Below are 22864 nucleotides of genomic sequence, written 5' to 3' on the forward strand. Positions count from 1 at the left end.
GATGACGAGCACCGAAGAGAAGACCATCCCGCGGCTCAAGCAGCGGTACCGCGACGAGATCGCACCGCAGCTGCGTGAGCAGTTCGAGTACGCGAACGTCATGCAGATCCCGGGTGTCGTGAAGGTCGTCGTGAACATGGGTGTCGGCGACGCCGCCCGTGACGCGAAGCTGATCGACGGCGCCATGCGCGATCTCGCCACCATCACCGGTCAGAAGCCGCAGATGCGGCGGGCGACCAAGTCCATCGCGCAGTTCAAGCTGCGCGAGGGCATGCCGATCGGCGCGAAGGTCACCCTCCGCAGCGACCGGATGTGGGAGTTCCTGGACCGGCTGCTGACGATCGCACTGCCGCGTATCCGCGACTTCCGCGGCCTGTCGAGCACGCAGTTCGACGGCCGGGGCAACTACACGTTCGGCCTGAACGAGCAGTCGATGTTCCACGAGATCGACCCGGACTCGATCGACCGTCCGCGCGGCATGGACATCACGGTCGTCACCACGGCGACGACCGACGACGAAGGCCGTGCGCTGCTCCGCAAGCTCGGCTTCCCGTTCAAGGAGGCATGAGACATGGCCAAGAAGGCGCTCCGCATCAAGGCCGCGGCCGTCCCGAAGTTCAAGGTCCGCGGTTACACCCGCTGCCAGAAGTGCGGACGGCCCCGTGCCGTGCTGCGCAAGTTCGGCCTCTGCCGGATCTGCGTCCGCGAGATGGCCCACGCCGGCGAGCTGCCGGGCGTGAGCAAGTCCTCCTGGTAGTTCTTCCTTCCTCCAGATCGTCACAGGCCCCCGGGTGAGAGCCCGGGGGAACCAGGCGGGAAAGCAGTGACGTCACCATGACGATGACCGATCCCATCGCGGACATGCTCACGCGTCTCCGCAACGCCAACTCGGCGTACCACGACCGCGTGGTCATGCCGCACTCCAAGCTCAAGGTGTCGATCGCCGAGATCCTCCAGCGCGAGGGTTACATCGCGTCGCACTCCGTCGAGGACGCCGAGGTCGGCAAGTCCCTGGTCATCGAGCTGAAGTACGGACGCAACCGCGAGCGGAGCATCGCCGGCCTGCGCCGGGTCTCCAAGCCCGGTCTGCGCGTCTACGCCAAGTCCACGAACCTGCCGCGCGTTCTCGGCGGTCTGGGCGTGGCCATCATCTCCACGTCCGCCGGTCTCCAGACCGAGCGGCAAGCACACAAGAACGGCGTGGGCGGAGAAGTCCTCGCCTACGTCTGGTGAGGGGGTAACACCATGTCCCGAATCGGGAAGCTGCCCATCACCGTGCCGTCCGGTGTGGATGTCAAGATCGACGGCCGAACGGTGACCGTCAAGGGCCCCAAGGGGACCCTGACGCACACCGTCATCGAGCCCATCACGGTCGAGCGCGACGACGACGGCACCGTTGTCGTCAAGCGCCCGGACGACGAGCGTCGCAGCAAGGCCTACCACGGCCTGTCGCGCACGCTGGTCAACAACCTCATGCTCGGCGTCACCGCCGGCTACGAGAAGAAGCTCGAGATCGTCGGCGTCGGTTACCGCGTCGTCCTCAAGGGCGGCAACCTGGAGTTCGCTCTCGGGTTCAGCCACCCCGTCGTCGTCCAGCCGCCGGAGGGCATCACCTTCGTCGTCGAGACCCCGAACAAGTTCGCGGTCCAGGGGATCGACAAGCAGCTGGTCGGCGAGACCGCCGCCAACATCCGCAAGATCAGGAAGCCGGAGCCCTACAAGGGCAAGGGCGTGCGGTACGCCGGCGAGAACGTGCGCCGCAAGGTCGGGAAGACGGGTAAGTAATGGCCGAGACGATCAGTGCGGCCGCCAAGAAGCGGACCGCCTCCCAGGTGTCGGCCAAGCGCCGCACCGCAGTCACGCGCCGGCACGCCCGGCTCCGCAAGAAGGTCAGCGGCAGCCCGGAGCGTCCGCGCCTCGCGGTCAAGCGCAGCTCGCGGCACATCGTCGTGCAGCTCATCGACGACCTCGCCGGCCGCACGCTGGCCTCGGCGTCCACGATGGAGGCCGACGTCCGCGCGTTCGACGGCGACAAGAAGGCCCGTGCGGCCAAGGTCGGCGAGCTCGTCGCCGCCCGTGCCCGCGAGGCCGGCGTCACCGCCGTCGTGTTCGACCGTGGTGGCTTCGGCTACCACGGCCGGATCGCGGCGCTGGCCGACGCCGCCCGCGAGGGTGGCCTGGAGTTCTGATGGTGAACAACATGGAAGGAAACCACTGATGCCGGGACGTGCACGGCGCGACGGCGGAGGACCCGGTGGGTCCGGTGGGCCCAACAGCGGGCCCGGTGGCGAGCGCAGCAACTCGGGTGGTGGCCGGGACCGTCGCGACAGCGGCGGCCGGGGCGGCGCCCAGGACAAGACCCCGTACATCGAGCGGCTGGTCACGATCAACCGCGTCGCCAAGGTCGTCAAGGGCGGTCGGCGTTTCAGTTTCACCGCGCTGATGATCGTCGGTGACGGCGACGGCCTGGTGGGCGTCGGCTACGGCAAGGCCAAGGAGGTGCCCGCGGCGATCGCCAAGGGTGTGGAGGAGGCGAAGAAGAACTTCTTCCGCGTCCCCCGCATCGGCGGCACGATCGTGCACCGGGTGCAGGGCGAGGCCGCAGCCGGCGTCGTCCTCCTCCGCCCGGCCAGCCCGGGTACCGGCGTCATCGCCGGTGGTCCGGTGCGCGCCGTGCTGGAGTGCGCCGGGATCCACGACATCCTCTCCAAGAGCCTGGGCTCCGACAACGCGATCAACGTCGTGCACGCCACGATCGCCGCGTTGAAGATGATCCAGCGCCCCGAGGAGGTGGCGGCCCGCCGTGGCCTGCCGCTCGAGGACGTCGCCCCGGCCCAGATGATGCGGGCGCGTGCGGAAGCCGCGCAGGCGGCGAGGGCCTGATGACGAAGCTGATCATCACCCAGCGCAAGAGCGTCATCGGCGCCAAGGCCAACCAGCGCGCCACGATGCTCTCGCTCGGGCTGCGCAAGATCCGCCAGACGGTGGAGAAGGACGACACCCCGCAGATCCGGGGCATGGTCCACACCGTCCGGCACCTCGTGACGGTTGAGGAGGTGACCTCGTGAGCGAGTCCACCATCAAGATCCACCACCTGCGCCCCGCGCCGGGTGCGAAGACCGCCAAGACCCGTGTCGGACGCGGTGAGGGCGGCAAGGGCGGCAAGACCGCCGGTCGCGGTACCAAGGGCACGCGCGCCCGTAAGGGCGTGCCCGCGGGCTTCGAGGGTGGGCAGATGCCGCTGCACATGCGGCTGCCCAAGCTGAAGGGGTTCAAGAACCGCTTCCGCGTGGAGTTCCAGGTCGTGAACGTCGGCGACCTGGCCACCCTGTTCCCGCAGGGCGGCACCGTCGGTCCCGACGAGCTCGTCGAGATCGGTGCCGTGCGCCGCAACCAGCCCGTCAAGGTGCTGGGCAACGGCGACCTGGACGGCGTGAAGCTCACCGTGAGTGCGCACGCGTTCTCCGGCAGTGCACGCGACAAGATCGCGGCCGCAGGCGGGTCCGTCACCGAGCTGTGACTCCCGTTCGGTGCGGACCGGCGCCATCGTGCGCCGGTCCGTGCCGTGGGGGCGGCACAGCCGCTGTTAGGGTTCTGCGCGGCCGGCCCAGTGCCGCCGCGGCAGCCCGCGACGCGGGGGCCACCAGTACAGGAGGATCACACCAGTGCTCAGCGCTTTCCGGTCGGCACTGACCACGCCGGATCTCCGGAAGAAGATCCTCTTCACTCTCGGGATCGTCGCGGTCTACCGGCTCGGTGCCACCATCCCCTCCCCGGGGGTGTCGTACCCGGCCGTGCAGCAGTGCATCGCGGACGTGTCCAGCGGCGAGAGCTCCAGCGTCTACTCGCTGATCAACCTGTTCTCCGGCGGGGCACTGCTCCAGCTCTCGATCTTCGCGCTGGGCATCATGCCCTACATCACGTCCAGCATCATCGTGCAGTTGCTCACCGTCGTCATCCCGCGGTTCGAGCAGCTGAAGAAGGAAGGGCAGTCGGGTCAGGCCAAGCTGACCCAGTACACCCGCTACCTGACGATCGCGCTGGGCATCCTGCAGGCCACCGGCATCGTCGCGCTGGCCGACCGCGGTCAGCTGTTCGCGGGCTGCACGCAGGACATCATCCCCGGCGACAGCGTCTTCGACCTCGGCCTGATCGTCATCGTGATGACCGCGGGCACCGCGGTGATCATGTGGCTGGGTGAGCAGGTCACCGAGCGGGGTGTCGGCAACGGCATGTCGCTGCTGATCTTCGCCTCGATCGCGGCCCGGATCCCGGCCGAGGGCGCCAACATCCTGAACAACCCCGAGGGCGGCCCCCTGATCTTCACGGGCGTCTGCGTCTTCGGTCTGGCGATCATCGCGAGCGTCGTGTTCGTCGAGCAGGGGCAGCGCCGCATCCCGGTGCAGTACGCCAAGCGGATGGTCGGACGCCGGATGTACGGCGGCACGTCCACCTACCTGCCTCTCAAGGTCAACCAGGCCGGCGTCATCCCGGTCATCTTCGGATCGTCGCTGCTGTACCTGCCGCAGCTGATCTCGCAGCTCGTCGGCACGGAGTCCGGTGCGGTCCAGCAGTTCGTCCAGACCTACCTGGTCGACCAGTCCAATCCGGTGCACATCCTGCTGTACGTCGCACTGATCATCTTCTTCACGTACTTCTACGTCGGCATCACGTTCAACCCCGACGAGCGGGCCGACGAGATGAAGAAGTTCGGTGGCTTCATCCCCGGCATCCGCCCGGGACGGCCCACGGCGGAGTACCTGAACTTCGTGCTCTCCCGCATTACGCTGCCGGGATCGCTCTATCTCGGCCTGATCGCGGTGCTCCCGAACTTCTTCCTCGGCATCACCGGTTCGGGCCAGAACCAGAACTTCCCGTTCGGCGGCACGGCGGTGCTGATCATGGTCGGGGTGGGTCTGGACACCGTGAAACAGATCGAGAGCCAGCTCATGCAGCGCAACTACGAGGGTTTCCTGCGCTAACGTCGCATCGACAACCTGTAGAACAACTGGGGAAGGCGGGCTCGCGTGCGACTCGTTCTGGTCGGTCCGCCTGGCGCGGGCAAGGGCACTCAGGCGGAGCGGATGGCAGAACGCCTCGACGTTCCGCACATCTCCACCGGTGACCTGTTCCGGGCGAACCTCAAGGAGGAGACCCCGCTCGGCATCGAGGCGAAGCGCTACATGGACGCCGGGGACCTGGTGCCCGACGAGGTGACGGTCGCGATGGTCCGCGAGCGCCTCACCGAGTCCGACGCCGCCAAGGGGTTCATCCTCGACGGTTTCCCGCGTACCGCGCCGCAGGCGGCCTCGCTGGCCGGGCTGCTCTCCGACCAGGGCCTGGAGCTCGACGCGGTCGTGGAGTTCTCCGTCTCCGACGAGGTCGTCGTGCAGCGGCTGCTCGGCCGCGGTCGCAGCGACGACACCGAGGACGTCATCCGGCGTCGCCAGCAGGTCTACCGCGACGACACCGCCCCGCTGCTCGAGTACTACGCCGACCGCCTGGTCAGCGTCGACGCCGTCGGGTCGGTCGAGGAGATCACCGACCGGGTCTTCGACGCGCTCCCGACGTCGTGACGCGGGGGCGCGGCGGCGTCCGTGGGCTGGTGGCGAGGTTGCGGGGCCGGGACATCGAGCTGAAGTCGCCGGGCGAGCTGGAGGCCATGCGGGCTTCGGGTGCGCTCGTCGCCCGCACTCTCTCGGCCGTCGCCCTGCTGGCGAAGCCGGGCGTCAGCACCGGCGAGCTCGACGCGCTGGCCGAGCAGACCATCCGCGACGGCGGCGCCGTGCCCTCCTTCCTCGGCTACCACGGTTTCCCGGCGTCGATCTGCGCGTCGGTGAACGAGCAGATCGTGCACGGCATCCCGTCCGCGGGCACCGTGCTCGCCGACGGCGACCTGATCTCCGTCGACTGCGGCGCGATCCTCGACGGCTGGCACGGCGACGCCGCGGTGACGATCGCGGTGGGCTCGGTCAGCGAGGCCGACCTCAAGCTGTCGGCGGCCTGCGAGGCCGCCCTGCACGCCGGGATCGCCGCGGTGGTCCCCGGCGGGCGGCTCTCCGACATCTCGCACGCGGTGCAGAAGGCGTGCGAGGAGGCCGGGAGCCGCGACGGCGTCGACTACGGGATCGTCGCCGAGTACGGCGGGCACGGGATCGGCACGTCGATGCACATGGACCCGTTCCTGCCCAACCACGGCGATCCCGGCCAGGGCCCCCGCCTGCGCGCCGGCATGGCGCTGGCGGTGGAGCCGATGCTCACCGGCGGCGACCCGGAGACCCTTGAGCTCCCCGACGGCTGGACCGTCGTCACGGCCGACGGGAGTCGCGCGGTGCACTGGGAGCACAGCGTCGCGATCACCGACGACGGCCCGCAGATCCTCACGCTCCCCTGAGCCGCCCGACGCCGCTCTGAATCGGTAGAGGCACGGTCGTGACCGAACACTGATCACACGGCGGGTCCGGTTGTCGGGGTGCTGGGCTAGGTTCCGGCCATGACTGCAGCACACGGGGGCACCACCGTTGGTGTGCCCCGCGAGTCCGGAGTGGGGGAGCGCCGGGTCGCGCTGGTCCCCAAGGTCGTGGAGAAGCTCGTCGCCAGGGGCGTCGGGATCGTCGTCGAGTCCGGGGCCGGACTCGGGGCCCTGATCCCCGACGACCTCTACGTCGCGGCAGGCGCCACGATCGGTGACCCGTGGTCCTGCGACGTCGTCGTCAAGGTCGCGCCGCCGAGCACCGAGGAGATCGGGAAGCTCCGGTCGGGTGCCACCCTCATCGGTTTCCTCGCCCCGCGCACCGCACCCGAGTCGCTGGCCACGCTCAAGGCCGCCGGGGTGGTGGGGTTCGCGATGGAGGCGATCCCGCGGATCTCCCGCGCCCAGTCGATGGACGCGCTCTCCTCGCAGGGCAACGTCGCCGGCTACAAGGCCGTGCTGCTCGCGGCGGAGCGCTCCACCCGCTTCTTCCCCATGCTCACGACGGCTGCGGGCACGGTGAAGCCCGCCCAGGCGCTGATCCTGGGAGTCGGCGTCGCCGGGCTCCAGGCCCTGGCCACCGCGAAGCGCCTCGGCGCCCGCACCACCGGCTACGACGTGCGTCCCGAGGTCGCCGACCAGGTGAAGTCCCTCGGCGCGCAGTGGCTCGACCTGGGGATCGAGGCGGTCGGTGAGGGTGGGTACGCCCGCGAGCTCACCGACGACGAGCGCACCGAGCAGCAGAAGCGCCTCGAGGAGGCGATCACCGGTTTCGACGTCGTGATCACCACCGCGAACGTGCCGGGTCGCAAGGCGCCGACGCTGGTCACCGCGAAGGCCGTGGAGGGCATGCGCCCGGGCAGCGTCGTCGTCGACATGGCGGGGGAGAGCGGCGGCAACTGCGAGCTCACCGAGCCCGGCGAGGTCGTCGTCAAGCACGACGTCACGATCGCCTCGCCGCTCAACCTGCCCGCCACGATGCCCGAGCACGCCTCGGAGCTCTACGCGCGCAACGTCTCCTCCCTGCTCGAGCTGATGCTCGACAAGGAGGGCGCGCTCGCGCCCGACTTCGACGACGAGGTGCTCGCGAAGTCCTGCGTCACCCGGGAGGACGCCTGATGAACGTCTCCATCCTCGCCGCCGACGCGGCGGAGGCGGGCTCCTCGGGCCTGCTCGCCAACATCGCGATCCTGGTGCTCGCCGGCTTCGTCGGCTTCGCGGTCATCTCGAAGGTGCCCAACACGCTGCACACGCCGCTGATGTCGGGCACGAACGCCATCCACGGCATCGTGCTGCTGGGCGGGCTGATCGTGCTCGGCCGCTTGGAGAACCCGTCGGTCGGTGACGCGATCATCCTGGTCATCGCGATCGCCTTCGGCATGATCAACGTGATCGGCGGGTTCCTGGTCACCGACCGGATGCTCGGCATGTTCAAGGCCAAGCCCGCGCCGAAGAAGGGCGACTCCTGATGGACGTGCTGATCCCGGTCCTCTACATCATCGCGTTCGGCCTGTTCATCTACGGCCTGATGGGGCTCACCGGCCCGAAGACGGCCGTGCGCGGCAACAAGATCGCCGCGGTCGGCATGGCGATCGCCGTGCTCGCCACGCTGCTCGACGTCACCCACAACTGGATCCTGATCATCGTCGGGCTCGTGATCGGCACGATCCTGGGCGTGCCGTCGGCCCAGAAGGTGCAGATGACGGCCGTCCCGCAGATGGTCGCGCTGTTCAACGGCGTCGGCGGTGGTGCGGTGGCGCTGATCGCGTGGTCGGAGTTCCGCACCACCGAGTCGTTCTCCGGCGAGCCGACGTACGTGATCGTCGCGTCGCTGTTCGCGGCGATCATCGGCTCGGTCTCGTTCTGGGGCTCGATCATCGCCTACGGCAAGCTGCAGGAGATCCTCCCCGGGCGCCCGATCGGCCTGGGTCGCGCGCAGCAGTTCGTCAACCTCCTGCTGCTGGCCGGCGCGATCGCGTGCGCCGTCGTGGCGGGTCTGGGCGGGGCCGCCGAGATCTGGATCATCGGGCTGCTGGTGATCGCGGCCGTGCTCGGCGTGCTGGTGGTGCTGCCCATCGGCGGCGCCGACATGCCGGTCGTCATCTCGCTGCTCAACGCGCTCACCGGCCTGTCGGCGGCGGCCGCGGGCCTCGCGCTCGACAACACCGCGATGATCGTCGCGGGCATGATCGTCGGGGCGTCGGGCTCGATCCTGACCAACCAGATGGCCGTGGCGATGAACCGCACGATCCCGGCGATCGTCGCGGGCGGGTTCGGCGGCACGACGCTTGTGCCGGGCGCCGACGACGGCATCGACCGCACGGTGAAGTCGACGTCCGCGGCCGACGCCGCGGTCCAGATGGCCTATGCGTCGTCGGTGATCGTGGTGCCCGGGTACGGGCTCGCCGTCGCGCAGGCGCAGCATGCGGTCAAGGACATGGCGAAGCTGCTCGAGGCGAAGGGTGTGGAGGTCAAGTACGCGATCCACCCGGTCGCCGGGCGCATGCCGGGGCACATGAACGTCCTGCTCGCCGAGGCCGACGTCTCCTACGACGCGCTCAAGGAGATGGACGACATCAACGACGAGTTCTCCCGCACCGACGTCACGCTGGTGATCGGGGCGAACGACGTCACGAACCCGGCGGCGCGGTCGGACCCGTCGAGCCCGATCTACGGGATGCCGATCCTCAACGTCGACCAGAGCCACTCGGTCATCGTGCTCAAGCGTTCGATGAGCAGCGGCTTCGCGGGCATCGACAACCCGCTGTTCTACGCCGACAACACCTCGATGCTGTTCGGGGACGCGAAGAAGTCGGTCGCGGAGGTCACGGAAGAACTCAAGGCCCTGTAGCGCCGGAGGGGAGTACGGTCGCCCCCGTGGTGACCGTGCTCGCCCTCTCCGGCGTCGGACGTGCCGACGTCGCGGTGGCCGGCGGGAAGGGCGCGAACCTCGGAGAACTCGTCCGGGCCGGGTTGCCGGTCCCTCCCGGTTTCGTGATCCCCACCGCTGCCTACGACGCGTTCGTGGAGCAGGCCGGGATCGGCCCGGAGATCGTGTCGCTGGCCCGTTCCGGATGGCCGGAGTCCACAGAGCTGATCGGTGCGTTGTTCGCCGCGCACGTGCCGGCCGGGGATTGGGCCAGGGCGATCACGCGGTCCTATCTGGCGCTGGGCGGCCCGGTCGCCGTCCGCTCGTCGGCCACGGCGGAGGACCTCGCAGGCGCCAGCTTCGCCGGGCAGCAGGACACCTACCTGCACGTCATCGGGGCCGACGCCGTGCTCGCGGCCGTCCGCGACTGCTGGGCGTCGCTGTGGACCGACCGGGCGATCGCCTACCGCGCCCGCGAGGGCATCGACCCGGAGGACGTGAGCCTCGCCGTCGTCGTGCAGGCGATGGTCGCGGCGCGTTCCTCGGGCGTCCTGTTCACCGCCGACCCCGCGAGCGGACGCCGCGACCGGGCCGCGGTGAGCGCGGCGTGGGGGCTGGGGGAGTCGGTCGTCGGTGGGACGGTGAGCACGGACGACCTGGTCGTCGACCCGGCCACCGGTGCGGTCGTCGGCCGGACCGTCGCGGACAAGGCGGTGATGACCGTCGCCACCCCCACCGGGACGCGCGAGGAGCCGGTGCCCGACGAACGGCGACGGGCCGCGGTGCTCGACGACGCCGCGGCCGCGGAGCTCGTCGCGCTCGGCGTCCGGATCGCGGAGCTCTTCGGGTCGCCCCAGGACGTCGAGTGGGCGCGCGACGCGGGCGGGGCGTTCCACGTCGTCCAGGCCCGGCCGATCACGGCGCTGCCGGAGCCGACCGGAGACGCCCCGACGAGCTGGCCGGTGCCGTTCCCGGGGGGCACGTACTTCCGCGCGAGCATCGTGGAGCAGCTGCCGGACCCGCTCACACCGCTGTTCGCCGACCTGGTCGACGGGTCGGTGAGCCGCTCGCTCGGCGCGCTCATGGCCACCGCGTTCGGCAGCCCGCTGCGCGACGGGGACCTGGCGTTCCCCACCGTCAACGGCTACGCGTACTACTTCTACCGCAACGCCGGGCTCGCCCGGATGCTGCTGCGCACGCCGCAGGCGGTGCGGGCGCTGCTCGGCCACGACGCCGGTGAGCTGCGCGGCGGCGTCGACGGGTGGCGGGAGCGGTCGCATCCCGCGTACGTCGCCGAGGTCCGGGAGTGGGCCGACCGCGACCCGGCCGCCCTGACCGGCACCGAGATCCTCGACGGCGTCGGTGCGCTGCTCGACGCGGGCACGCGCTACTACACCGCCGTGCAGTCGATCATCCCGCTCGCGGCGGGCTCGGAGATCGTCTTCGCCGCGTTCCACGACCGGCTGGTGCGTCGGGCGGGCGACCCGGCCGCGCAGACGTTCCTCGTGGGCTTCGACAGCCGGCCGTTGCAGGCCGAGAAGTCGCTCTACGACCTCGCGCACGCGCCGCGCGACGCCGCGTGGGACGAGCGGTTCCGCCGGCACCTCGCGGAGTTCGGCCACACCGTCTACAACCTCGACTTCGCGAGCCCGGTGCCCGCCGACGACCCCGGCCCGCTGCACGCGACGATCCGGTTCTTCGCCGAGGGCGGTGGCGCCGACCCGCACGAGCGGCAACGGCGCACGGCCGCGCTACGCGACGAGCTGACCCGTGTCACCCGCGCCCGCCTCGACCCGCTGCGGCGGACCCTGTTCGACCGGCTGCTCGCCGCCGCGCAGAGCACCGGGCCGGTGCGCGAGGACGCGCTGGCCGACGTCGGCCTGGCCTGGCCCGCGATGCGCCGGATGCTGCGTGAACTGGGCCGCCGGCTCGTCGAGGACGGGGTGGTGGCGCACGCCGACGACGTGTTCTGGCTGCGTCGCGCGGAGCTGCGCGGGTACGTCGACGGGGTCCGCCCCGACCGCCGCGCCGACGTCGACGCGCGGCGGATGCTCTGGCGCGGGCAGCGCCGCGCCACCCCGCCGCAGCTGCTTCCGGAGCGACCGTGGATGAGCCGGCTGCTCGGGTCGGTGATGCCGGGTCACGAGGGCGCGCAGTCCGGCCCGGTCGTCCGCGGGACCGGAGCGAGCGCGGGGCAGGTGACGGCCCGCGCGCGCGTCCTCGACGGCCCGGCCGACTTCGCCGCGCTGGTGCCGGGCGAGGTCCTCGTCGCCCGCATCACCACCCCCGCGTGGACGCCGCTGTTCGCGATGGCCGCCGCGGTCGTCACCGACATCGGTGGCCCGCTGAGCCACGGCTCGATCGTCGCGCGGGAGTACGGGATCCCGGCCGTCCTGGGGACGGGATCGGCGACCGGCCGGATCCGCACGGGGCAGGAGGTGCGGGTCGACGGGGACGCCGGCACGGTCACGCTGCTCGACGAGCCCGCCGCCGAGGAGCCGTCGGTCTCCCGGCGGTGGCCGGGGTGGGTGGCGGCGGGCGTCGCCGCGGGGCTGCTCGCCCGTCGCCTGCGTCGCTGACGTCGTCGTCACCGACGGCGCTACGGTGCGGTCCATGGAGCTGCAGGCACCGATCGTCGCCGTCACCGTGTACCTGCGCCGCGCCCGTGTGACGCGGCGTGCGCGGGTGGCCGTCCCGGCGGGCCGGTCCGACCTCGTCGTCGCCGACCTCACGCGGACGCTGTTGCAGGACTCGGTGCGCGTGGTGGCGGGCGGGGCCCGGGTGGTCGGCGTCGACGTGCTCCGCCGCGACCTCGCCGAGGTTCCCGACGGCCGGGTGCGGGCCGCGGAGGCCGCGGTGCGCGACGCCGAGCGGGCACTCGCGGCCGTCGACGGCGCCGACGCGGGTGAGGCCGCGCGCGAGGACCTGCTGCGCCGCCTCGCGCTGCGCAGCGGCGACCGGCTCGCCGCGGTGCTGGCCGACGGATCCGCCGAGCCGGCCAGGGCGGGGGAGATCGGGGCCGCGCTGGCCGCGCAGATCACCGAGGTGGCGGCGTCCCGCCGTGCCCACGCCGAGGCCCGGGTCGACGCCGAGCACCGGCTCACCGCCGCCCGCGCCGAGCTCGACCGCCTCCGCGGCTCCGGGCGTACCCGGCACGAGGCCGTGATCGGTATCGAGGCCGACGCGGCGGGCGAGGTCGACGTCGAGCTGACCTACGTGGCGAACGACGCCGGTTGGACGTCGGCCTACGACGCCCGCCTCGACGACGACGGCGGCGTCACGCTCACCTGGTTCGGGATGGTCGTCCAGGAGACCGGCGAGGACTGGCCCGAGTGCGAGCTGACGCTGTCGACGGCCCGGCCCGCGGTCACGACGACGTTGCCCGAGCTGCAGCCGTGGTGGATCGACATCGCGCGCCCGCAGCCCGAGACGGCGATGGCGGGCGCTGTGGCGCCGGCGTCGGCGCCCGCCGCCCCGCTGCTGCGGGGCAGGGCGGTGGAGGCCGTCCCCGAGGAGGGGCTCGCGGCCGGCACCTGGCGGCTCGCCCGACCCACGGCCGTCGCGGCCGACGGCGCCCCGCACCGCACGACGGTCACGATCGTGCAGGCGCAGGCGCAGCTCGACCACCTCGTGGTCCCGGTGCTCGGCCCGGACGTGCACCTGCGGGCCACCGTCGTCAACACCAGCGGGCACGTGCTGCCCGCCGGACCGGTCTCCACGTTCCTCGCCGACGCCTACGTCGGCACCACGGCGCTGGAGACCACCGCGCCGGACGGGGAGATCGAGCTCGCGCTGGGCGTCGACGACCGGGTGGTGGTGGAGCGCGCGCTGGAGTCGCGCACGGTCCACAAGGCGCGGTTCGGTGCGCAGCGGGGCGCGGTGCAGCGCTGGCGGACCACGGTCACCAACCGCCGTCCCGCGCAGGCGCGGGTGGTGGTGCGCGACCGGCTGCCGGTGTCGCGTGCCGCCGAGGTGAAGGTCGTCGAGGTCGAGCTGGTGCCCGAGCCCGCCGAACGCGACGACCTGGGCCGGTGCGAGTGGGTCGCGCGGATCCCGCCGGGCGGCCGCTGGGAGCTCTCCGTCCGGTACGGGGTGGAGCACCCGAAGGACGTCGACGTCACCGGCTACCGTTGATCCCATGATCGAACGGGTGGAGTCGCTCTACCGCACCCACGCCGCCGACCTGTCGGCCGTGGTCGCGCGCCAGCGCGCGTTCCGCGAGGCCACGCCGTCGATGACCCCGCAGCTCGACGACGTGGAAGCCGAGATCACCTACCTGCTGCTGCGCGACACCCGCCCGGCGCACGTGATGGAGCTGGGCACGTTCCACGGCTGGTCGACGAGCTGGATCCTGCAGGCGCTGCGTGACAACGGATCCGGGCACCTGCACTCCTTCGACCGCATCGACAACGTGCGGTACACCGTCCCAGCGGAGCTGGCCGCGGACCGGTGGACGTTCGTGCACGGCGACGTGCGCGCGCGGCTGGCGGACGTGCCGCGCGACGCCGGCTACCTGTTCGTCGACGCGGCGCACACGGCGTCGTTCGCACGGTGGTTCCTCGCGGAGCTGTTCCCGCTCGTGCCCGCGGGCATCCCGGTGAGCGTGCACGACGTGCACCACGGGCGGCGGGTGCTCCCCTTCACCGAGGGCGCGGTGCTGCTGCGGTGGATGCGCGAGCGCGGCGTCGAGGGCTTCACCGCCTCGCGGCGGCGGGCCCCCGACGCGTTCGCGCGGCTCGCGGCGGTGCGCGCGGAGCTCGGGCTCACCGGGGCGCGCGGGACGACCCGCAACCCGATGCTGTGGTTCACGATGCCGGAGCTGCACTGACGGGGGTGTCCAGGGGGTGGGCGATCTCGTCGCGATAGAGGCGCCACCCGAGGATCGCGGCGATCGCGAGGAACACCGGGATCGCCCCGACCAGCACGAACGTGACCGGCAGGCCCAGCGCGTCGCCGACGGGGCCCGCGAGCGCCATCGACACCGGCATCAGGGCGAGCGAGACGAAGAAGTCGAGACTCGACACCCGGCCCAGCAGGTGCGGCGGCACCCGACGCTGCAGCAGGGTGCCCCAGATGACCTGGGCGACACCCCCCGTCACCCCGACGACGAACGCGGCCGCACCCATGACCCAGAGCCGGTCGGTCAGACCGATCACGGCGAGCGGGGCCGATCCCGCGCCCCACAGCAGCAGCATCCACGTGAGGTAGCGGCGGGGGAGCCGCCCCGCGGACGCCACCAGCGAACCGAGCACGCCACCGATGCCGTACGCGGCGAGCACGAAGGCGTACCCGGAGGGGCCGGCGCCGGTCTGGTCGCGCACGGCGAACGGCACCAGCACCTCGATCGGCCCGATGATCACCAGCACCAGCAGGATCGCGAACGCGAGGGTCGCGAACAGCCAGCCGGTGCGCAGGAAGTAGGCGAAGCCCTCGCGCAGGTCGCCGAGCACGGAGCCGGTCCCGTCACCCGGGGCGGTCGGGAGCAGCCGGATCGGGAGCAGCGGGAGCAGTGCCAGCACGTAGCCGACCGCGGCACCGAGCAGCGCCGTGCCGGGCACGAACGCGCCGACGAGCAGGCCCGCGAGCGCCGGGCCGAGCGCCTGCTGCGTGATGGGGCGCAGCATGCCCTCCACCCCGTTGGCGGCCAGCAGTTCGTCGGCGGGGAGCATCGTGGGGAGCACGGCGGAGTAGGCGGGGAAGAAGAACGCCTCGGCCGCGCCCACCACGAACGCGATCACGGCCAGGTGCCACAGCTGCATCATCCCGGCGAGCGCGAGCCAGGCCGCGGTGCCCGCCGCCACGATCCGCACCGTCTCCACTGCGATCAGCACGAGCTGTCGGGGCAGCCGGTCGGCAGCGACGCCGCCGACCAGCACGCTCAGCACCAGTCCGAGGCCGGCCGCGGCGGCCACCAACGACAGCTCCGACGGCCCGCCGCCCAGCGCGATCACCTGGTAGACGATCGCGACCAGCCACAGGCCGCTGGCGAACAGCGAGAAGCCCATCGACGTGGCGAGCAGGCGGTAGTCGCGGTGCCGGAACGGACGCAGCGGGCGGGGCAGGGTGCGCGGCACACGGGCGCCGGGCTGCTCGATGCTCACGGTGCCAGCCCACCACCTCCCCCTGGGGCGGAGTCAACCGAGAAAGTCCCGGTCGGGGCCTCGACGGGCTATCGTCGGTGCAGCCGGTCGGACCACCGCGATGAGCCCCGTGAGGCCGCTTCTCCTGGTCGAACGCAGTTGCGCCGACGACCTCGAGCCCACCGCCGAGGACGTCGCGGCCGGGGCGCCCCTGCCCTGACCGCCGCCCCTCACACCGGCGATGTGGGGGACCCCCGACGAGACCCGCACGCAGGGCCCAGCCCACGACCTCGGTCCGGTTGGCGCAGCCGGACTTGGTGAGGATGCTGCTGACTGATCATCAGGCGCAGCCCCACCTCGCGGTTGGTCAGGCCGCGGGCCAGCAACCGCAGCACCTCCAGCTCACGGGTGCTGAGCCCAGCGTCCGGCTGCGCGGTCGCCGGCTCGGGGAGCCGCGCCAGCTCGGCGGCCGCCTGCCGGCGCACCGCGGCGAGACCGTGGTGCTCGGCGAGATCGCCCGCGGTGCGTCGGCGGGGCGGTGGCCCTGGCCGGTGCGTACCGGTTCGTGCCGATGAAGCTGCGCTGCCTGGAGAAGTGCCGCACCCCGCGGATGTTCCTGTTCGCCCGCTGGCGCGGGGGCCGGCCGCCGCTCGACGCGCTCCGCCTCGGCGCGGCCCACGGGCGGTTCTGCGTCGGCTGCTGCTGGGCGCTGATGCTGGTGATGCTCACGGCCGGGCTGCACAGCCTGCTGCCGACGGCCGGGCCGGCCGCGCTCGTGGCGGTGGGGAAGAACGCGTCGTGGGGGCCCGGGTCCGCGAACCGGTGGGTGTCCTGCTCCTCGGCCCCGCGGCGCTGGTCCTGGTGCTCCAGCACTGAACGGCCGATCCGCGGCCCGGCTTGTACCCCATGCGCAGGGGCCTCCGCAACCGTCGTACACTGGTGTTTCGGCGCGCCCCTGCGCCGGTTCCGTCACGCCTGAGAGGGCCTTGCGGTCCCGGGCCTGTGGCGCTCCTGCACGAAGTTCCAGAGTACGCACACACCTGTCACGGATCGCGGAGGACATGGCCAAGAAGGACGGGGCGATCGAAGTCGAGGGCCGGGTCGTCGAACCCCTGCCGAACGCGATGTTCCGCGTGGAGCTGGAGAACGGGCACCGGGTCCTCGCCCACATCAGCGGCAAGATGCGGCAGCACTACATCCGGATCCTCCCCGAGGACCGGGTCGTCGTGGAGCTGTCTCCGTACGACCTCACCCGCGGCCGCATCGTCTACCGCTACAAGTGACCGACTCAACGAGAGAGCGACGGACGTGAAGGTCCAGCCGAGCGTCAAGAAGATCTGCGACAAGTGCAAGGTGATCCGCCGTCACGGGCGGGTCATGGTGATCTGCGAGAACCTGCGCCACAAGCAGCGTCAGGGCTGATCACCCGCAGTTCTTCGTCCCAGGACGCAGCAACACAGAGGAACCCGGCACACCTACCGCGCCACACGGGCGCAACCCACCCCCGGAACCAGGCCGGGGCCCAGCCTCCACAGGACTGGGACGGGTGTCGGGCAGACCTGGAACAGGCATCGACAGGAGAAGCCGCCGCATGGCACGTCTTTCCGGCGTCGACCTCCCCCGCGACAAGCGGATGGAGATCGCGCTCACCTACATCTTCGGGATCGGTCGCACCCGTTCCCTGGAGATCCTCGCCGCCACGGGCATCGACCGCGACCTGCGCTCGAAGGACCTGACCGACGACGATCTCACCAAGCTCCGCACGTACATCGAGGAGAACCTGCGGGTCGAGGGTGACCTGCGCCGCGAGGTGCAGGCCGACATCCGCCGCAAGATCGAGATCGGCTGCTACCAGGGGATCCGGCACCGCCGGGGTCTGCCGGTGCGTGGCCAGCGCACCAAGACCAACGCCCGCGGCCGCAAGGGACCGAAGAAGACGGTCGCCGGCAAGAAGAAGGCAGGTAAGAAGTAATGCCGCCCCGCACTCGCCAGCAGGCCGGACCCAAGAAGGTCCGTCGCAAGGAGAAGAAGAACGTCGCGCACGGGCATGCGCACATCAAGAGCACCTTCAACAACACCATCGTGTCGATCACCGACCCGACCGGTGCCGTGATCGCGTGGGCCTCCGCAGGCCACGTCGGTTTCAAGGGCTCGCGCAAGTCCACGCCGTTCGCCGCCCAGATGGCCGCGGAGAGCTGCGCCCGCAAGGCCGCCGAGCACGGCATGAAGAAGGTCGACGTGTTCGTCAAGGGTCCCGGCTCCGGCCGCGAGACCGCGATCCGTTCCCTCCAGGCCGCCGGCCTCGAGGTGGGCACCATCTCCGACGTCACCCCCCAGCCGCACAACGGCTGCCGGCCGCCCAAGCGGCGCCGGGTCTAGGGAAAGGGAGTAACAGAACATGGCTCGTTACACCGGACCCATGACCCGCAAGTCCCGCCGGCTCAAGGTCGACCTCGTCGGCGGCGACCAGGCGTTCGAGCGTCGTCCCTACCCGCCCGGCCAGCACGGCCGGATCCGGATCAAGGAGACCGAGTACCTCCTGCAGATGCAGGAGAAGCAGAAGGCCCGTTTCGCGTACGGCGTGCTGGAGAAGCAGTTCCGCCGCTACTACGAAGAGGCCAACCGTCGCCAGGGCAAGACCGGCGACAACCTGCTGCAGATCCTCGAGACCCGCCTCGACAACGTCGTGTACCGCGCGGGCCTCGCCCGCACGCGGCGCATGGCCCGTCAGCTCGTGAACCACGGTCACTTCCTGGTCAACGGCCAGAAGGTCGACATCCCGAGCTTCCGCGTCTCGCAGTACGACGTGATCGACGTCAAGCCGAAGTCGGTCAACACGGACCCGTTCGTCATCGCCCGGGAGCTCCTCGGCGACCGTCCGGTTCCGGCCTGGCTGCAGGTGGTTCCCTCGAGCCTGCGCATCCTGGTCCACCAGGTGCCCGAGCGTGCGCAGATCGACACGCAGGTCACCGAGCAGCTGATCGTCGAGCTCTACTCCAAGTAGCAGGTAGACGCTCGACACCCCCCGGCCCCGAAGGGTGGGGCCGGGGGCTCTCCGCGGCATCAAATAGCGGTTGCCGTGGCGCCCTAAGGAGGCACAACACCCATGCTGATCTCTCAGCGCCCCACCCTGGCCGAGGACTCGGTCGTCGACACCCGCTCCCGGTTCGTCATCGAGCCGCTGGAGCCCGGATTCGGCTACACGCTGGGCAACTCGCTCCGGCGCACGCTGCTGTCGTCCATCCCGGGCGCGGCCGTCACCAGCATCCGCATCGACGGCGTCCTGCACGAGTTCACCACCGTCCCGGGGGTGAAGGAGGACGTCACCGACATCATCCTGAACCTCAAGGAGCTGGTCGTGTCCTCCGAGGAGGACGAGCCGGTCACGATGTACCTGCGCAAGCAGGGGCCCGGCCCGGTCACCGCCGGTGACATCGTCCCGCCCGCGGGCGTCACCGTGCACAACCCGGACCTGCACATCGCCACGCTCAACGACAAGGGCCGCCTCGAGGTGGAGCTCGTCGTCGAGCGGGGTCGTGGCTACGTCCCGGCCATGCAGAACAAGGCCACCGGCGCCGAGATCGGCCGCATCCCGGTCGACTCGATCTACTCGCCGGTCCTCAAGGTGACCTACAAGGTCGAGGCCACCCGTGTCGAGCAGCGCACCGACTTCGACAAGCTGGTGCTCGACGTCGAGACGAAGCCCTCGATCACCCCTCGCGACGCGCTGGCCTCGGCCGGCAAGACGCTCGTCGAGCTGTTCGGGCTCGCCCGCGAGCTGAACGTCGACGCCGAGGGCATCGAGATCGGCCCCTCGCCGCAGGAGGCCGACACCATCGCGGCCTTCGCGATGCCGATCGAGGAGCTCGACCTCACGGTCCGCTCCTACAACTGTCTCAAGCGCGAGGGCATCCACACCGTGGGTGAGCTGGTGGGCCGGTCCGAGGCCGACCTGCTCGACATCCGCAACTTCGGGGCCAAGTCGATCGACGAGGTCAAGATGAAGCTCGTCGGCCTCGGGCTCGCGCTCAAGGACAGCCCGCCCGGATTCGACCCGTCGGCCGCGGCCGCCGAGTACGGCTCCGACACCTACGACGCCGACCAGCCGTTCGGCGACGACGGCCAGGACTACGCAGAAACGGAGCAGCTGTAGCGATGCCTCAGCCCACCAAGGGGGCCCGCCTCGGCGGCTCGCCCGCGCACCAGCGGCACATCCTGGCGAACCTGGCCACATCGCTGTTCGAGCACGGCAAGATCACGACGACCGAGGCCAAGGCGCGCAAGCTGCGCCCGTACGCCGAGCGTCTGATCACCAAGGCCAAGGTCGGTGACCTGCACAACCGTCGCGAGATCCAGAAGGTCATCCGCGACAAGACCATCGTGCACCGCCTGCTCGCCGACATCGGCCCGTTCTTCGCCGACCGTCAGGGCGGGTACACCCGGATCACCAAGACACTGCCGCGCAAGGGCGACAACGCCCCCATGGCCGTGATCGAGCTGGTCCAGCAGAAGACGGTCACCGACGAGGCGAACCGCGCCCGCCGGGCCGCGGCCTCGCAGCAGGCCGCGTCCGAGGCGCCGGCCGACTCGCAGGAGACGGCCACCTCGCCGGCCGGAGAGGCGGCCGAGGAGGCTTCGGAGAAGGCGCTCGACGCCGCCGCCGAGGCCCCCGAGGGCAGCGAGACCCAGGAGAAGGCGCTCGAGGCGGCCGAGGCCGCCCAGGACGCCGCCGACTCCGTCGACGCGCCGTACGGCGAGGGCAGCCACGCCCCGCTGGCCGACGCGCAGGAGGCACCGGAGGGCTTCGACGTCAAGGGCAACGCCGACTCGATGCTCTACCACCTCCCGGGTACGCGGTTCTACGACAACACCGTCGCCGAGGTCTGGTTCGCCAGCGCCGAGGCCGCGGAGGCCGCCGGGTTCTCCCTGCCGAAGTCGCAGCAGAAGGACGAGTCCTGAGCCACCCGCTCCACACGACCGAGCCCGCCGTCCGTCCGGACGGCGGGCTCGGTCGTTTCAGGCTGGACCTGTCCTACGACGGCACCGACTTCTCCGGGTGGGCGATGCAGCCCGGGCTGCGGACCGTCTGCGGGGTGCTGGTCGACGCGCTCTCGACGGTGCTGCGCGAGCCCGTCGCGGTCACGGTGGCGGGGCGCACCGACGCCGGGGTGCACGCCACCGGACAGGTCGCGCACGCCGACCTCCCCGCCGACCCCGACACCGCGTGGCTGGTGCGCCGCCTCGCCCGGCTACTGCCCCCCGACGTGCGGGTCCGAGCCGTCACGCCCGTACCCCCGGCGTTCGACGCCCGGTTCGGGGCGCTGCGCCGGCACTACCGCTACCGCATTGCGACCGCCGCGCACGGGGCCGACCCGCTGCGCGCCCGCGACACCGTCTCCTGGCCGCACCCGGTCGACGTCGACGCCGTGAACGCGGCGTCCGCGCTGCTGCTCGGCGAGCACGACTTCGCTGCGTTCTGCAAGCGCCGCGACGGCGCCACCACGGTGCGGGCGCTGCAGGAGCTGCACTGGACGCCGGACGCCGACGGCGTCGTCACCGCGGCGGTGGCGGCCGACGCGTTCTGCCACTCGATGGTGCGCAGCCTGGTCGGTGCGCTGCTCGACGTGGGGCGCGGGCGGCGGTCGGTGGACTGGCCCGCAGCACTGCTGCTGCGCGGGGAACGGGCCAGCGAGGTGCCGGTGGCGCCCGCCCACGGCCTCACGCTGGTGGCGGTGGACTACCCCGCCGACGCCGACCTGGAGGCCCGGGCCGAGCGGACCCGTCGGATCCGGGTGCCCGGCCAGACCTGACGCCGCGCGAGTTCCCCACTCCACGCCCGCGAGTCGCTGTTCCCACGCCCGCGAGTCGCGGCAACTCCGCCCGCGAGTCGCTGGATTCGCGCCCGCGAGTCGCTGGATTCGCGCCCGCGAGTCGCCGCAGGTCGGCCGCGGGCGTCAACTCTGGGTTACCGATGCCGTCGGGGAGGTCTGCGGAGGTCGGTGCGGTCGTAGCGTCGGGCCACCGACCTGCGGAGGGACTCCCGATGACCGCCGAACCCACACCCGATCTCGCCCCCGCGTACGGCTCGAGGATCGTCGCGGTCGAACCGGGCAGCAACGGGCCCGTCGCCGCCTCCGAGCGTCACGGCCGGCCCCGGCAGCTGTTCTGGACCTGGACCTCGCCGAACCTCGAGTTCGCCACGATCTTCGTCGGCGTGCTGTCCGTGCAGGTGTTCGGGTTGACGTTCGGGCAGGCCGTCGCGGCGATCCTGCTCGGCAACGGGATGGCCGGGATCGCGCACGGCGTGCTGTCGGCCCGCGCCCCGTCCGCCGGGGTGCCGCAGATGGTGCTGGGCCGCCTCGCGTTCGGCCATCGCGGCAACATCCTGCCCGCCGGGCTCATGACGATCACGTCGGGCTTCGGCTGGTTCGCGGTCAACAGCGTCAGCGCGTCGTTCGCGTTGAACTCCCTGACCGGGCTGCCCGCGCCGTTCTGGCTGGTGGTCGTGGTGCTGGTACAGGTCGGGGTCGCGTTCTTCGGGCACAACCTGGTGCAGGCGTTCGAGCGGGTGGCGTTCCCGGTGCTCGCGGTGGTGCTCGGGATCGGCGCGGTGATCGTGCTGACGTCGTCGGACCCGTCGTTCGTTCCCGTCGACGGCGGCACCGGCGGGATCGGCGGCTTCCTGCTGACGCTCGGCGCGGTGTTCGGCTACACCGCGGGCTGGAGCCCGTACGCCGCCGACTACGCCCGCTACCTCCCGGCCGACAGCCCGCGGCTGCCCGTCGGGCTCGCGGCGGGCGGCGGGCTGTTCGCGTCGACGTCGCTGCTGATGGTGGTCGGGGCGGCGTCGGTGAGCGCGGCGGTCGCGGCCGGGAGCGTGTCGGAGAACCCGACGAGTGCCTACGTCGGCATCCTGCCCGGTGCGCTGGCCGGGCTGACGCTGGTGGCGATCGCGTTGGGTGCGGTGGCGGCCAACGTCCTCAACGTCTACTCCGGGGCGATGGCGTTCCTGGCGATGGGCTTCCCGATCAGGCTGGAACGGGCGCGGGCCGTGGTCGCAGTGGCGTTCGGGATCGTCGGCTTCCTCATCGCGCTCGTGGCGCTCGGTGACGCGGCGGCGGGGTACGAGGGCTTCCTTCTGGTGATCGTCTACTGGGTGGGGCCGTGGCTCGGGGTGGTGCTGACCGACCAGTACCTGCGGCGGGGGACCGTGCCGGTCGAGACGTTCTACGACCGTTCCTTCCGCAACCCGGCGGGCCTGATCGCGCTGGTCGCGGGCATCGTCGTCTCGGTGGGGCTGTTCGCCAACCAGGCGCTGTTCACCGGTCTGGTGCCGCAGGTGCTGCCCGGCGTCGGCGACGTGACGTTCCTCGTGGGGATCGCGGTGTCGGCGGGCTTGTACGCCGCGCTGTTCCGCCGGAGCATGGCCGGGTGAACCCCGAG

28 protein-coding genes and 1 pseudogene are annotated in these 22864 nt (G+C 71.5%); 27 read left to right on the top strand and 2 right to left on the bottom strand.

What is annotated here, in order from left to right:
* Window position 1 precedes the first annotated feature (1 nt).
* From rplE to I4I81_RS28335, 17 genes are all read left to right on the top strand, one after another.
* Window positions 2–568 (top strand): 50S ribosomal protein L5, encoded by a 567-nt coding sequence (rplE, locus tag I4I81_RS28255; protein WP_218600998.1) that lies wholly within the window; start codon window positions 2–4, stop codon window positions 566–568.
* A 3-nt stretch (window positions 569–571) separates the two neighbouring features.
* The gene (locus I4I81_RS28260) at window positions 572–757 is read left to right on the top strand and encodes a type Z 30S ribosomal protein S14 (RefSeq protein ID WP_141278868.1); all 186 of its coding nucleotides are present in this window, start codon (window positions 572–574) and stop codon (window positions 755–757) included.
* Between the two features lie 77 nt (window positions 758–834).
* Complete coding sequence (gene rpsH / locus I4I81_RS28265) at window positions 835–1233, top strand: 30S ribosomal protein S8 (RefSeq protein WP_141278869.1); 399 nt, start codon at window positions 835–837, stop codon at window positions 1231–1233.
* 12 nt (window positions 1234–1245) lie between these two features.
* Window positions 1246–1785: a 50S ribosomal protein L6 gene (gene rplF / locus I4I81_RS28270; RefSeq protein WP_218600999.1), complete on the top strand. Its 540-nt coding sequence runs from the start codon at window positions 1246–1248 to the stop codon at window positions 1783–1785.
* Window positions 1785–2189: a 50S ribosomal protein L18 gene (rplR, locus tag I4I81_RS28275; protein WP_218601000.1), complete on the top strand. Its 405-nt coding sequence runs from the start codon at window positions 1785–1787 to the stop codon at window positions 2187–2189. Before rplF ends, rplR begins: the two co-directional genes overlap by 1 nt.
* A 28-nt stretch (window positions 2190–2217) precedes the next feature.
* A complete protein-coding gene (gene rpsE, locus I4I81_RS28280; protein WP_185721391.1) occupies window positions 2218–2883 on the top strand; it encodes a 30S ribosomal protein S5 in 666 nt (221 codons plus the stop codon).
* On the top strand, window positions 2883–3068 hold the full coding sequence (rpmD, locus tag I4I81_RS28285; RefSeq protein ID WP_218601001.1) for a 50S ribosomal protein L30: 186 nt from the start codon (window positions 2883–2885) through the stop codon (window positions 3066–3068). The genes rpsE and rpmD overlap by 1 nt, the downstream gene beginning before the upstream one ends.
* Window positions 3065–3520, top strand: a complete 456-nt coding sequence (rplO, locus tag I4I81_RS28290) for a 50S ribosomal protein L15 (protein ID WP_218601002.1) — start codon at window positions 3065–3067, stop codon at window positions 3518–3520. The genes rpmD and rplO overlap by 4 nt, the downstream gene beginning before the upstream one ends.
* A 145-nt stretch (window positions 3521–3665) precedes the next feature.
* Window positions 3666–4982 carry a preprotein translocase subunit SecY gene (secY, locus tag I4I81_RS28295; protein ID WP_218601003.1) on the top strand — a complete coding sequence of 439 codons (1317 nt, stop codon included), beginning with the start codon at window positions 3666–3668 and terminating at the stop codon, window positions 4980–4982.
* Window positions 4983–5027: 45 nt separating this feature from the next.
* Window positions 5028–5576, top strand: a complete 549-nt coding sequence (locus tag I4I81_RS28300) for an adenylate kinase (protein ID WP_218601004.1) — start codon at window positions 5028–5030, stop codon at window positions 5574–5576.
* 29 nt (window positions 5577–5605) lie between these two features.
* On the top strand, window positions 5606–6394 hold the full coding sequence (map, locus tag I4I81_RS28305) for a type I methionyl aminopeptidase (RefSeq protein WP_372453514.1): 789 nt from the start codon (window positions 5606–5608) through the stop codon (window positions 6392–6394).
* Between the two features lie 99 nt (window positions 6395–6493).
* Window positions 6494–7591 (top strand): Re/Si-specific NAD(P)(+) transhydrogenase subunit alpha, encoded by a 1098-nt coding sequence (locus I4I81_RS28310; protein WP_218601005.1) that lies wholly within the window; start codon window positions 6494–6496, stop codon window positions 7589–7591.
* A complete protein-coding gene (locus I4I81_RS28315; RefSeq protein ID WP_218601006.1) occupies window positions 7591–7941 on the top strand; it encodes an NAD(P) transhydrogenase subunit alpha part 2 in 351 nt (116 codons plus the stop codon). The genes I4I81_RS28310 and I4I81_RS28315 overlap by 1 nt, the downstream gene beginning before the upstream one ends.
* Window positions 7941–9323, top strand: coding sequence for an NAD(P)(+) transhydrogenase (Re/Si-specific) subunit beta (locus I4I81_RS28320; RefSeq protein WP_218601007.1), 1383 nt, complete (start codon window positions 7941–7943; stop codon window positions 9321–9323). The genes I4I81_RS28315 and I4I81_RS28320 overlap by 1 nt, the downstream gene beginning before the upstream one ends.
* 26 nt (window positions 9324–9349) lie before the next feature.
* On the top strand, window positions 9350–11920 hold the full coding sequence (locus I4I81_RS28325; RefSeq protein ID WP_218601008.1) for a PEP/pyruvate-binding domain-containing protein: 2571 nt from the start codon (window positions 9350–9352) through the stop codon (window positions 11918–11920).
* Window positions 11921–11954: 34 nt separating this feature from the next.
* Window positions 11955–13475: a DUF4139 domain-containing protein gene (locus I4I81_RS28330; protein ID WP_218601009.1), complete on the top strand. Its 1521-nt coding sequence runs from the start codon at window positions 11955–11957 to the stop codon at window positions 13473–13475.
* A 4-nt stretch (window positions 13476–13479) separates the two neighbouring features.
* Window positions 13480–14169: a class I SAM-dependent methyltransferase gene (locus I4I81_RS28335; RefSeq protein WP_218601010.1), complete on the top strand. Its 690-nt coding sequence runs from the start codon at window positions 13480–13482 to the stop codon at window positions 14167–14169.
* Here I4I81_RS28335 and I4I81_RS28340 read toward each other — a convergent pair.
* Both I4I81_RS28340 and I4I81_RS28345 read right to left on the bottom strand, forming a co-directional pair.
* Complete coding sequence (locus tag I4I81_RS28340) at window positions 14147–15436, bottom strand: MFS transporter (protein ID WP_372453515.1); 1290 nt, start codon at window positions 15434–15436, stop codon at window positions 14147–14149. The two genes, I4I81_RS28335 and I4I81_RS28340, sit on opposite strands and share 23 nt — an antisense overlap.
* A gap of 215 nt (window positions 15437–15651) precedes the next feature.
* Window positions 15652–15906, bottom strand: a complete 255-nt coding sequence (locus I4I81_RS28345; protein WP_218601012.1) for a LuxR C-terminal-related transcriptional regulator — start codon at window positions 15904–15906, stop codon at window positions 15652–15654.
* 44 nt (window positions 15907–15950) lie between these two features.
* On the opposite strand from I4I81_RS28345, the pseudogene I4I81_RS28350 reads away from it, so the two are divergent.
* From I4I81_RS28350 to I4I81_RS28395, 10 genes and pseudogenes are all read left to right on the top strand, one after another.
* A pseudogene (locus I4I81_RS28350) lies at window positions 15951–16400 on the top strand (DUF2182 domain-containing protein); the annotation flags it as partial.
* An 82-nt stretch (window positions 16401–16482) separates the two neighbouring features.
* Window positions 16483–16704, top strand: coding sequence for a translation initiation factor IF-1 (infA, locus tag I4I81_RS28355; RefSeq protein ID WP_028929190.1), 222 nt, complete (start codon window positions 16483–16485; stop codon window positions 16702–16704).
* Window positions 16705–16729: 25 nt separating this feature from the next.
* Complete coding sequence (rpmJ, locus tag I4I81_RS28360) at window positions 16730–16843, top strand: 50S ribosomal protein L36 (RefSeq protein WP_010148647.1); 114 nt, start codon at window positions 16730–16732, stop codon at window positions 16841–16843.
* Window positions 16844–17012: 169 nt separating this feature from the next.
* Window positions 17013–17393, top strand: a complete 381-nt coding sequence (rpsM, locus tag I4I81_RS28365; protein ID WP_218601014.1) for a 30S ribosomal protein S13 — start codon at window positions 17013–17015, stop codon at window positions 17391–17393.
* Window positions 17393–17800: a 30S ribosomal protein S11 gene (gene rpsK, locus I4I81_RS28370; RefSeq protein ID WP_141278890.1), complete on the top strand. Its 408-nt coding sequence runs from the start codon at window positions 17393–17395 to the stop codon at window positions 17798–17800. The genes rpsM and rpsK overlap by 1 nt, the downstream gene beginning before the upstream one ends.
* Window positions 17801–17819: 19 nt before the next feature.
* Window positions 17820–18425 carry a 30S ribosomal protein S4 gene (rpsD, locus tag I4I81_RS28375; RefSeq protein ID WP_218601015.1) on the top strand — a complete coding sequence of 202 codons (606 nt, stop codon included), beginning with the start codon at window positions 17820–17822 and terminating at the stop codon, window positions 18423–18425.
* A gap of 102 nt (window positions 18426–18527) precedes the next feature.
* Window positions 18528–19574, top strand: a complete 1047-nt coding sequence (locus tag I4I81_RS28380) for a DNA-directed RNA polymerase subunit alpha (protein ID WP_141278894.1) — start codon at window positions 18528–18530, stop codon at window positions 19572–19574.
* Window positions 19575–19576: 2 nt separating this feature from the next.
* Window positions 19577–20380, top strand: coding sequence for a 50S ribosomal protein L17 (gene rplQ, locus I4I81_RS28385; protein ID WP_218601016.1), 804 nt, complete (start codon window positions 19577–19579; stop codon window positions 20378–20380).
* Between the two features lie 62 nt (window positions 20381–20442).
* Window positions 20443–21231 carry a tRNA pseudouridine(38-40) synthase TruA gene (truA, locus tag I4I81_RS28390; RefSeq protein WP_218601022.1) on the top strand — a complete coding sequence of 263 codons (789 nt, stop codon included), beginning with the start codon at window positions 20443–20445 and terminating at the stop codon, window positions 21229–21231.
* Between the two features lie 233 nt (window positions 21232–21464).
* Entirely contained in the window at window positions 21465–22856 is a 1392-nt protein-coding gene (locus I4I81_RS28395; RefSeq protein ID WP_218601017.1) for a purine-cytosine permease family protein, read from the top strand.
* Window positions 22857–22864: the final 8 nt, after the last annotated feature.

The organism is Pseudonocardia abyssalis (assembly GCF_019263705.2).
GTDB lineage: Bacteria > Actinomycetota > Actinomycetes > Mycobacteriales > Pseudonocardiaceae > Pseudonocardia > Pseudonocardia abyssalis.